A 10,721-nucleotide genomic window follows, 5' to 3' on the forward strand; every position below is an offset into this window, starting at 1 on the left:
GTTCTGCATTTTAGCAGTTTTGACCCAGCGTTCAATTTGACCAATCAATTTGACCAATCCTACTGTTCTATTCCTACTGTTCTATATCTGTGATTCCATAGATTCCGCTTGCTGCATTTGTTGTTCCTGCGCTAAGTTTTTTTCCAGCCATTGGATCTCAAGGTGAAGATTATCCAGATCCCATTGGCGAACTTGTTGAGCATAGGGATTATCCGCATAGTCTCGGATAATCCATGATTTACCCTGCCCTGTCCAGACTTCTAGCTGCCGCCGACAAGCTGCTAAACGATGTTCCAGCAACTGCACCCGTTCGATCGGGGCAATTTGCTCAAAGAAAAAGAATTTAACCATAAATCGTGTTCGACCATTGACCCAGCTTTCGTAGGGATGGTCGAGTATTTGCTCTCGCCAGTACTGCTGACCTTTTGGGGTAATGGCGTACACTTTGCGTCGAGGTTCGGGAGCAGGCGGTTTAGGGGCAGGAAGGGTTTGAACCAAGCCATCTCTTTCTAATCGCCTTAACAGAGGATAAATTGAGCCATAGTTGACACTGATCCAACCACTCATAAATTGCTCTAGCTGCTGTTTAAGGCGATAGCCATGTAAGGGCTTGTGAGTCAGCAAACCGAGGGTTGCAAGTTCTAACATAGGGCAGAGGATCGTGATCGATGCGAAGGAGGGAGACAAAGAGCATGTGAACAAAGAAGACAGTGACGACTGCTCACTGTATTGGGGTATATCAAGCTGATATATCGGATTATGGTACCTTTACAAGGGGCCGTTCTCAAGAGACTTAAGCGAGTTCAGTCTAAGCCTGGGTTAACGGGTGTTAACGCTTGCGCCAAGAGACTGTCATGAGACAACGGACAGAACTATTTTCCTATTCAGAATTTATTTTCAGTTTTGATTGTTTAGCGTTAGTTTGCTCATTCCTTACCCTTTCCTCCTATGCTGCAACTTATTCCACGGGACTCTTCAGGTTCGTTGAAAGGACGTTTCAGATGGCTTCAGGGTCTCTTGATCGCAAGTCTCCTGTTGGGGGCCGGAATCACCGGCTGTCGTTTAATGCCCCCCAGCGAAGCGCAAGGGGAGCCTAGGGCCAAGAAGAATGATTCGGTGGCGGTTGATACGCAGGTGATCCAAACGAGTGATCTCTCTAACCAGATTGAATATGTCGGAACCACGCGCCCCTATCGCCAGGTCTCTCTACGATCGCAGGGGGCAGGACAACTGTTAGATCTGCGGGTGGATGTGGGGGATCGCGTCAGTCGTGGGCAGTTTTTAGGGCAGTTAGACGATCGGGTTGTGGCGGCGACTGTGAACGAAGCCGAAGCCGAAGTGGCGGTACGCCAGTCGGAAGCGGTTAGTTTGCAGGCGGATGTGGATAATGCCCGCGCCCAAACGGAACAAGAGCGTATCAAACTCCAGCAAGCGCGATCGGATGCCCAACGGCTCCAGCAATTATTTAAAGAAGGCGCAATTTCTGAACAACAGGTTGAACTCGCCAACACCAATGTCAAAACGGCAGAACAGGCGCTACGGGCGACGGAACAACAGGTTCGCAATCGACAGCAGGCAGTGATTGCAGCCCAGCGGCGTATTGAAGTCCAAAATGCCCTCGTGACCCAGGAACAGGAGCGACAATCCTTTAGTGTGCTGCGATCGCCCATTAATGGCGTTGTTTTGGCAAAAGCCCTAGAAATGGGCGATTTAGCGCAGGTGGGGACGGAGGTGCTCCAGCTGGGTGACTTTAGCCAAGTCAAGGTGGAAGTGCAGGTGTCTGAGTTGGAACTGGCAAAGATTCGGGTTGGCCAAACGGCGCAAGTGCGTTTAGATGCGCGCCCTAAGGAGACACTAACGGGGCGGGTGACGCTAATTTCCCCAGCGGCAAACCCCAGCGATCGCTTGGTGCCTGTAGAAATTACGATGCCGAACCCCGATGGGCAAATTGGCAGTGGTTTACTGGCGCGAGTCAAATTTGCTCAACGCAATCAAAGCAAAATCGTGGTGCCCGAAGTTGCGCTCAATCTGGATCAGCCCGGTGGCAAAGCGCGTAACGCCGATCGAGCAGGAAAACCAGGACAGGCCCCGCAACAACGATCGACGGGTTCTATGAAATCTGGGGGACCCGGTGCATCGAATTCATCCAACTCGAAACCGCTGTCAAAAACAGCAACCATTTTTGTGGCAGAGCGGGATGGGGAACAGACCAAAGTGGCTAAACGAACTGTCCAATTGGGCGATCGGGCCGATGGTCAAGTGGAAGTGCTCAGTGGCTTAGCGATCGGCGAGTCCATTGTTGTTCGCAGTAGTGGCGAGTTAGCCGAGGGGCAGTCTGTGCGCCTCAGTCTTCTGTCAGAGAAACCAATCGATCATCGTCAGCGTTAACGCTGTTGCCCCGTGATTCCTGCCTGCTTGAAACCATGATGAAAACATGGGTTCCAGCGAATTGGAATGAATTTGTAATGCAAGCAGATCCTGAAAACATTACGCTTCTCGGATAGCCATGAATTCTATTGATCACGATCGTTCCAGCAATGGCTTGAGTGCAACTTTAAAGTCTGGGTTCAGTATCAGTGGCACCGCCATTCGCCAACATATTGGGACTCTGATGTTAACCCTCGCGGTCATCATCCTAGGGGTGTTCTTCATTTTCAACTTGCAAGTTGATTTGCTGCCCTCCATCACCTATCCCCGCATCGGGGTACGCATCAACACGCCGGGAATTTCTCCCACTGTCGCGATCGATGAAGTAACGAAGCCCCTAGAAGAAGCCCTGTCAGCCACCGAAGGCGTTGTCCAGGTGTATTCCCAAACCCGCGAAGGCCAAGTCGGTTTGGATTTATTTTTTAAACCGGGTGGCAATATTGACCAAGCCTTAAATGACGCGACGGCTTCCCTCAACCGGGCCCGAGGAAACTTACCTGCCACGATCGAGCAACCCCGCTTGTTTAAAGCCGATCCGTCGCAGTTACCCGTTTATGAATTGGCGCTGACCTCTCCCTCGTTGGATTCATCGGCGTTGCGGGTCTTCGCCGATGAAGAACTGGCGCGGGAATTGGGTGTCGTGGCTGGGGTTGCAGCGGTGGATGTGTCCGGAGGGCTGGACGAGGAAGTCCGCGTGCTCGTCGATTTAAACCGTTTGCAAGCCCTGGGAGTCGGGCTGAATGAAGTGCTGACGGAATTGCGAGAAAGCAATCAGGATGTCTCAGGAGGCCGCATTCTGGGCAATACGTCAGAACCGTTGACGCGCCTTGCGGGACGATTTCGCGATGCCCGAGAAATTCAGGATTTATCCTTTGAGGCTGGAACGGGTGCTGCCACGGGAGCTAGCACGGGCGATCGTGGCTCTTCTAGCAATTCCAGTAACAATGCCCCGACTGCCACCGCTCGGCGACGGGTTTATTTGCGGGACTTTGCTGAGGTCAAGGACGGTACAGAAGAACAGCGCATTTTCGTTAATCTGAATGGGCAACCGGCGGTTAAAGTCAGCATTCAAAAACAGCCCGATGCCAACACGATCGCCGTGGTGGACGCGGTGAAACAGCGCATTGACGAGCTGAAGCGATCGGGGCTGATTCCCCAGGACATGCAACTTCTGCCAACGTTAGATGAATCGATTTTTATTCAGAATGCAGTCTCTAACGTCACGTCTTCAGGGATTTTTGGCGCAGGATTAGCAGCCCTTGCGGTTTTATTATTCCTTGGTTCTTTGCGCCAGACGTTGATTATTGTTCTAGCGATTCCTTTGGCGACTTTGGCAGCCATTATTTTAATGCAGTTATTCGGGCTCTCCATTAACGTGTTTAGTCTAGGGGGCCTCGCCCTTGGGGTGGGGATTGTGGTGGATAACTCGATCGTCATGCTGGAAACGATCGCCGAAGATACAGGAATGACGCCGGGAAGTGATACACGATCGACCCTCTCGCCCCAGCAAATTATTGCAACTGCCATCCAAAGTGGTCAAAGTGTAGAATCTGCACTGTTGGCTTCAACAGCAACTAACCTGGTTGCAGTTCTACCCTTTTTGATGATTGGAGGATTTATTGCTCTACTGTTTAATGAATTAATTCTAACTATTAGTTTTTCTGTTGCTGCATCGATCGTCGTGGCTGTAACAGTAGTCCCTATGCTAACTTCCCGACTCCTGGCCATTCCCCGATCGAGCGGCGTTAGCCAGCTATGGCTTTTTAGAGCCTTTAATCAACAGTTTCTGCTGGCTACTCGCCAGTATGGTGCCGTCCTGCGCCAAGTTTTGCAGCATCGGTTTCTCGTGGTGGCTGCAACATTTGTGGTCTTGGGTGGCGGCAGTTGGTTCGTCATTGATAAAATTCCCCAGGAAATCCTACCGCGCATTAATACAGGACAGGCTAACCTGATTGCGCAATTCCCATCGGGTACGCCCCTCGCGACGAGCCAAAAGGTGATGGCAGCGGTGGATGAGATTTTGCTGAATCAGCCGGAAACGGATTATGTCTTCACAACGGTGGGTGGGGTGCTGTTTGGCAGTAGCACGAGCGAAAATGCCCTGCGCAGTTCTAGCAATATCACGCTCAAACCGGGGGCGAATGTGTCGGCCTACATCGATCGCGTGACACAAGAACTGAATCAACTCAACCTCGTTGATATTCTGCTGCGGCTCAATCCGGGGCAGGTGCGGGGTTTGATTTTAAATAATTCCCCAGTGCGAGGGGCCGACATCGATGTTATGTTGCAAGGCACCAATCCAGAGGCCCTGGCCCAAGCGGGCCGCCAAGTTCTCGGTGCTTTGGGTGAACAGGCTACGCTGTCTCGCTTTCGGCCCGATGCCGATCGCCGTCAACCGGAACTGCAAATTCGGCTCGATCGGGAACGGGCTGCCAATTTGGGGCTGAATGTTGAAGATGTGGGAGCGACGCTAGAAACAGCGATTCAAGGCTCGATTCCGACCCAGCTTCAGCGGGGAAATCGCCTAGTCGATGTGCGGGTTGAGTTGGATAACGCAGCGATTCGTCAGCCGTCCCAGCTCCAGCAACTCCCGTTGTTTACGGCTGATAATCGTTTGGTGCGGCTGAGTGATGTGGCCAGCATTGAACTGGGAGAAGCCCCGGGAGAAATTCAGCGGATTAACCAACGACAGGTGTTTTTGATTGCGGGGAACTTGAAGGAAGGCGCTAGTTTAAGTAATGCCTTGGCGGAAGTCGATCGCATTTTCAACTCCCTAACTCTGCCGGAAGGGGTCAGTCGGTTACCCAGTGCAGCTGCACAAAGTAATCAGGACATTCAGGGGGCATTGCCTGTACTCGGCGGGTTAGCAGCTTTTCTAGTGTTCGTCGTGATGGCAGTTCAGTACAACTCTCTAGTTGATCCGCTCGTGATCATGTTCACGTTACCCTTAGCGTTGTCTGGCGGAATTTTAGGGCTATTTGTGACCCAAACCGCGATCGGGGCGACGGTGATTGTCGGTGCGGTTCTGTTGATTGGGATTGTGGTCAATAATGCGATTTTAATGGTGGAATTAGCCAATCAAATCCGCGATCGGGATCAGGTGAGTCGTCGAACTGCTATTTTGCAAGCGGCTCCCCAAAGGTTACGACCGATTTTAATGACCACGATTACAACGGTTGTGGGGATGTTTCCCTTAGCATTGGGAATTGGTCAGGGCGGAGAATTTCTTAAGCCGTTGGGAATTGTTGTATTTTCTGGATTGGCACTCGCGACCTTACTTACGTTATTTATTATTCCCTGTCTCTATTTGTTGCTGCATGATTTCTTTGGCGGTCGATCGAACGATCGATTGGCTCCCCCAGAGATGACAACACCAGTAGAGTCGTTATCCTGTGCCTGTCCAGAGGAAGTTGGCGCAGCGGCGAACGATCGAACGTCCTAAGCGATCGATCTAAGGGATTGACCCAGAAATAACATCCCCGATTTATTCACCCACCCATCTACCCACCCACCCATCTACCTGGAATGTGATTGGTCCATTGTTCCCCAACGATTCTTTTGGGTATTTTGAAGTTGAGTCCTTGGAAAAACTGTAATTGAGGAGAACGGGGCGATGCGATCTTTTCGTCTATGGAGTTTGGCAATTCTGATGATGGCTGCGATCGCGCCTGGGGCGGTTGCCAATAATGCTTTCTACACGAAACCGGAAATCAATTCCAGCGGCGATTATTTAACCAATGCTGGCCCAGTGCAAGGATCGGTATCAAGCGGTTCATTACAAGCTGGAGCGCTGTGGCGAGTCGTCAGTTCGCGGTTGAATTGTCGGCAGGATTCTGAACTGACGGCGGCGATTTCGAGGACGTTTAGCCAGGGCACGATTTTGCAAGCGGATTTAGGCCGAGGGGGGGCTGATGAAGTGCTTTACAACGCAAAAGATCGCCAAGGGAGAACGTGGATGCGGGTGCGGAGTCGGAATGGACAAAGTTATCAATGCTACGTCCGAGCCAACAAGCAATATATTCAGCCCGTGATGACTCGGTAGGGGAATTGAGATTTCTAGTCACCTCCTTAAAGGCGCTATCAACTCAACACGATTGCAGGAAACCAACTACAAAAAAGTGGGATCAATCCCACTTTTTTACGTAGTCAGCTTAATTGACGGAATGCTTTATTGACTGTTGACTTCTCCATTCAAAAGGACATCATTCCCCTCTCCCCCAATCAAAATATCGACTCCATTGCCACCATCTAAACGATCGTCGCCTGCACCACCTAGCATCACATCATCGCCATCGTCACCCAATAAAGTGTCATTCCCAAGTCCACCAAGCAAAATATCGTTGCCAGCCCCTCCAGACTGAATCAACGTGCCATTGTTACCAGAGAATAAACTTCCGTCAACGATATCATCCCCACCTAGGGCATGAACTAGGAATTGATCGATTTTATCCATTCCAACAACTGTAATGTTGGGAATGATGCCATTGATTACGACACTGTTGGCGTTATCACCCACGGCTATTCCATCATCACCATTGGTGCCAAAAATATTAATTTGATCACCGATGCCATCCCCTGTGGATACACCTGCTGCGGCCAAATTCACAAACACTTCTTGTAAGTCGGTGCCTGCCAAGGATTTGATATTAATCGTATCTGCACCCCCTAAGGTATTGAGTTCAATCTTCTCCGTATCATTGAGATCCATGATGATACTAGCGACATTGCGGGTAAAGAGTACCCGATCGCCGTTGGCAACAATGTCAAAAATTTCGGCAACGTTGGCTCCATTAAATCGTAGGGTATCGAAGCCAGCCTGACCTTCTACAACATCACTACCGTCACCGGGATCCCATTGGAAGATATCATCGCCTGCACCGAGAAACGCAATGTCATTGCCACGGTTGCCATCAATAAAGTCGTTTCCTAAACCGCCGAATAAGATATCTACCCCCACCCCACCCAGGATCGTGTCGTCCCCATCGCCACCATCGGCGGTAAATTGAATCAAGTCACTGCGGAGGGTGGTAGCGCGAAGGGTGTCGTTCCCCCCGAGTCCGTTGACGGTGAGTTTGTCAGTGGTTTCTGCACCGTTGATTTGAACGGCAGCGGCAAGTCCAGTAATCAGATGACCACTATTATTGCTGGTGAGATCGATCGTGTCTGTGGCGTTGGTTCCATTGATGATGATTGAATCTAGCTTACTATCTCCAAGGGCGTTCCCGATCGAAGCCCCGAGATTAAGTCGAATGTCTTTCACATCTGTTGTCGCTAGATTGTTAATAGTAATTGTGTCTGCACCTCCCAATGCGTTAACATCGACCCGTTCAATATCGTTGGTATCCATGACGATATTGCCCAAGTTGCGGAAGAAGCGCAGCCGATCGCCGTTGGCAGAGAAGTCAAAAATTTCATCGCCGTTGGACCCGTTGAAAATCATGGTGTCCAGCCCCAGTCCCCCCTCTACGAAGTCACTGCCATCGCCAGGATCCCATTGGAAGACATCATCACCTGCGCCGAGAAAGGCAAAGTCGTTACCACCGTTACCGTCGATAAAATCATTCCCCGCTTCGCCATAGAGATAGTCGATCGCGGAGCCACCTTTGATAATGTCGTCACCTAGGCCACCAAAGATGCGGGCGGTGGGTAATGCACCTTTGCTTTCGTCAATGGTGATGGTGTCATTTCCGCCTAAGCCAAAGACTTGAATTTGACTATTGCTAGAGAAACTACGACGGTTCCCAAAAATCTGAACACTACCGTTATTAATTTCTAGATCACCAGCGGTATTTCGACCGATTGTAATTGCATTATTTTGGTTGTCACCTATAACAAATAGGGAACCGTCATTGAAGGGAGAGAAGAATGCAAAAATTCCCATGGGAGTCTCCGTAAGTTGAGGGCGAACTAAAGGGGAAGCGTTGGCTACGGGGCCGGTCAAATGGATGATTCCTCGTAGCTAGATCGTTCCACGACGGAGTTAGGAGATTTATGCAGCGATCGACGATCGACGTTAGCCAATAATAAAAAAATTAGAAAAAATCAGTGTCTTTAGCCAAGACATTGCAGTAGGCAAAGAGATCGTACTTGCCGATTTTCTCGTTATCCATCCAGTACTGAACGCAGCTACTACGAATCAACAAAGCAGTACAAATCGCCTCGTCCATAGCACATACTGTTCTGTAGAGGATGCAGCCCCGAAAAGCATATAAAACAGCCAGAAATAGCAAAAACAAGCAAAAACGAGAGCAGTTCTACCCGAGGGGAACTGCTCTCCATTATTTGCTTCCTATCCGACTGCTTGGGTTAGGCTGATTTCCGTTGTCCACTCCGGGGTTGTCCATGATTCTGTCCGATCGCATGCAAAGACTTGCCTGCCTCCGAAAGATTATGGGATTGATTCCGGTCGATCGGCATTGTCATAAGAGCCAAATCCACTGCTGGATGGGGATTGATCCCACAAGCAGCTTGTATATAGCGTTCCGCAATACTATTAATAATAGTAGCTTCCCCTAGTGTTTGACCATCGAGGGAACACACTGGCGTGATCTCGTGCAGTGTACCTACAAACCCAATTTCGTCCGCAATCATTAATTCCGTACGATCAACAGGACGGCGTTCAAATGGGATTCCCATGGATTGGCATAGGGATTGGACAATATCTACCGTAATACTTTCCAGAGCACCTTCCCAAGCGGGTGGTGTAATCACTGCGCCATCTCGGACCATGATGATGCATCCTCCCAACCCCTCAGCCACACGACCTGCTCCATTGAGCAAAATCATTTCGCTATAGCCCCGATCTCGGCCTTCAATTTTCACTAAGCGCGCCACTTGATAATTCGTACTGGTCTTTACTCGACAGGGTAAAGCTAAATCTCCTGCACGCTGCCACGCTGTGACCCCAGTCGCGATCGGAGCTTGCCGTGTCAAAGGGGTTTGATAAGCGGTTAACACTAAATTTGAAGTACAATTTTCTCCCCAATGGCCCTCCTCTCCGTAAAGCGTAGCGCGAATCCACATATTTTTATCAGGTTGATGGAGCAACTGAAGCAATTCATGGGTTGCGGCTTCAAACTCTTCAAAGCTCATCGTAAAGGGCATATGCAGAATTTTAGCAGATCGAACCAGCCGATCGTAGTGACGCCGCATTGCCACAATTCCAAAGCGTCCATCGGGTTGCCAGTATCCTTTTAACCCTTCAAAAACATTCAGTCCTCGTAAAACCGCTTCGCTGGAAATATGAAAAACCGCATCCTCCCACAAACAGATTTTGCCATCAAAATAAACATACTGTGGCTTTTGCAGGGTTATTGCCATTGTAATTCTTCCTTCAGTTGTAACTACAGATGATAACGAAGATGTCAGGGGCTATGTTGTAATGTTTTAAACAATATTGTTGTTACTTACAACACACCAAAATTAACTCAAGCAATTCATATAGGCAATTACCTATTCACTGTATTCTTTGATTAATATGTAGATTTTCTAGCTAAACAATAGCGCTTGTCTTTTCATAGAATCTTGTCTATACTTACTATTGAAGAATGCGCTGTTTGACAGATTCTAGAAATACCTACACAGTAGAATACACCTAACTTTAAGTGGAAAATACGGACTAATTGAACGGACTAATTGATAAGATATTTTTTAAAGGGATTCGGAAACAAGTGACTCAAGCCTTCTTTTTGAAATCTTGGCAAAAGAATGGTATTCAGTAAAAGCTTGATAAAGAATCGTCAGAGAACCACTAAATTGCCCCAACAGTAGTATTCAAAAGTTTAGTGGCTAAAAAGTTCTTGAAATTCTAACCCACCTAAAACTAGTACAGAAATAGGAGAGATGACCAGATTGCACGCTACGATACTAATCATGATGAGCGTCAGTTTGATGGATTCGTGATGTAGCTCGATTGATGGGAATTGGAGAGCTAAAGTAGAGAGGATTGGTAAAGAATCAAATATTTTCTTGGTTTTACTGATAAGAGTAGCCCTACCTTCCAAGATTCAGGGTCGGTTGTCTTGAAAGACTTCTATTTGTTGACGAAATTTATATCTGTAATATTAGCTACTGCAAAAATCGCTTTAAAATGTTGTGTATTCTGAGAGATGGCATCACATAAGTACATTACCCGAGTACATTACCCGCCTTGCCATCGAGGTGGTCGTACGGTGGACCCCAAAAACTGGACAGGTAGTTAAGCTCTGAAAACTCAAACTGTGATAGGAGTATTTCATGGGCAATAAACGCAAACAATACAGCGCCGACTTCAAAGCCAAAGTAGCCTTAGCGGC

General features: G+C 48.8%; 6 protein-coding genes. 3 read left to right on the forward strand and 3 right to left on the reverse strand.

What is annotated here, in order from left to right; translation table 11 throughout:
- Nucleotides 1-81 precede the first annotated feature (81 nt).
- Nucleotides 82-648: a PadR family transcriptional regulator gene (locus tag H6G21_RS08970; protein WP_190572846.1), complete on the reverse strand. Its 567-nt coding sequence runs from the start codon at nucleotides 646-648 to the stop codon at nucleotides 82-84.
- A 369-nt stretch (nucleotides 649-1,017) separates the two neighbouring features.
- Here H6G21_RS08970 and H6G21_RS08975 point away from each other — a divergent pair, with 369 nt between their 5' ends.
- From H6G21_RS08975 to H6G21_RS08985, 3 genes are all read left to right on the forward strand, one after another.
- The gene (locus H6G21_RS08975) at nucleotides 1,018-2,388 is read left to right on the forward strand and encodes an efflux RND transporter periplasmic adaptor subunit (protein ID WP_242041727.1); all 1,371 of its coding nucleotides are present in this window, start codon (nucleotides 1,018-1,020) and stop codon (nucleotides 2,386-2,388) included.
- Between the two features lie 118 nt (nucleotides 2,389-2,506).
- Complete coding sequence (locus H6G21_RS08980) at nucleotides 2,507-5,869, forward strand: efflux RND transporter permease subunit (RefSeq protein ID WP_190572850.1); 3,363 nt, start codon at nucleotides 2,507-2,509, stop codon at nucleotides 5,867-5,869.
- A 171-nt stretch (nucleotides 5,870-6,040) separates the two neighbouring features.
- Nucleotides 6,041-6,469, forward strand: a complete 429-nt coding sequence (locus tag H6G21_RS08985; protein WP_190572852.1) for a hypothetical protein — start codon at nucleotides 6,041-6,043, stop codon at nucleotides 6,467-6,469.
- 126 nt (nucleotides 6,470-6,595) lie between these two features.
- Here the strand turns inward: H6G21_RS08985 and H6G21_RS26000 are convergent, their stop codons facing one another.
- Both H6G21_RS26000 and H6G21_RS08995 read right to left on the reverse strand, forming a co-directional pair.
- A complete protein-coding gene (locus H6G21_RS26000; protein WP_190572853.1) occupies nucleotides 6,596-8,308 on the reverse strand; it encodes a calcium-binding protein in 1,713 nt (570 codons plus the stop codon).
- Nucleotides 8,309-8,733: 425 nt separating this feature from the next.
- Nucleotides 8,734-9,747, reverse strand: coding sequence for an aminotransferase class IV (locus H6G21_RS08995; protein ID WP_190572855.1), 1,014 nt, complete (start codon nucleotides 9,745-9,747; stop codon nucleotides 8,734-8,736).
- Between the last annotated feature and the right edge of the window lie 974 nt (nucleotides 9,748-10,721).

The organism is Alkalinema sp. FACHB-956 (assembly GCF_014697025.1).
Taxonomy (GTDB): domain Bacteria; phylum Cyanobacteriota; class Cyanobacteriia; order Leptolyngbyales; family Leptolyngbyaceae; genus Alkalinema.

Bases quoted from the DNA above. Each gene is read 5' to 3' on its own strand.
- H6G21_RS08970 (WP_190572846.1), bottom strand. From the start codon at position 648: ATGTTAGAACTTGCAACCCTCGGTTTGCTGACTCACAAGCCCTTACAT.
- H6G21_RS08980 (WP_190572850.1), top strand. From the start codon at position 2,507: ATGAATTCTATTGATCACGATCGTTCCAGCAATGGCTTGAGTGCAACT.
- H6G21_RS08985 (WP_190572852.1), top strand. From the start codon at position 6,041: ATGCGATCTTTTCGTCTATGGAGTTTGGCAATTCTGATGATGGCTGCG.
- H6G21_RS26000 (WP_190572853.1), bottom strand. From the start codon at position 8,308: ATGGGAATTTTTGCATTCTTCTCTCCCTTCAATGACGGTTCCCTATTT.
- H6G21_RS08995 (WP_190572855.1), bottom strand. From the start codon at position 9,747: ATGGCAATAACCCTGCAAAAGCCACAGTATGTTTATTTTGATGGCAAA.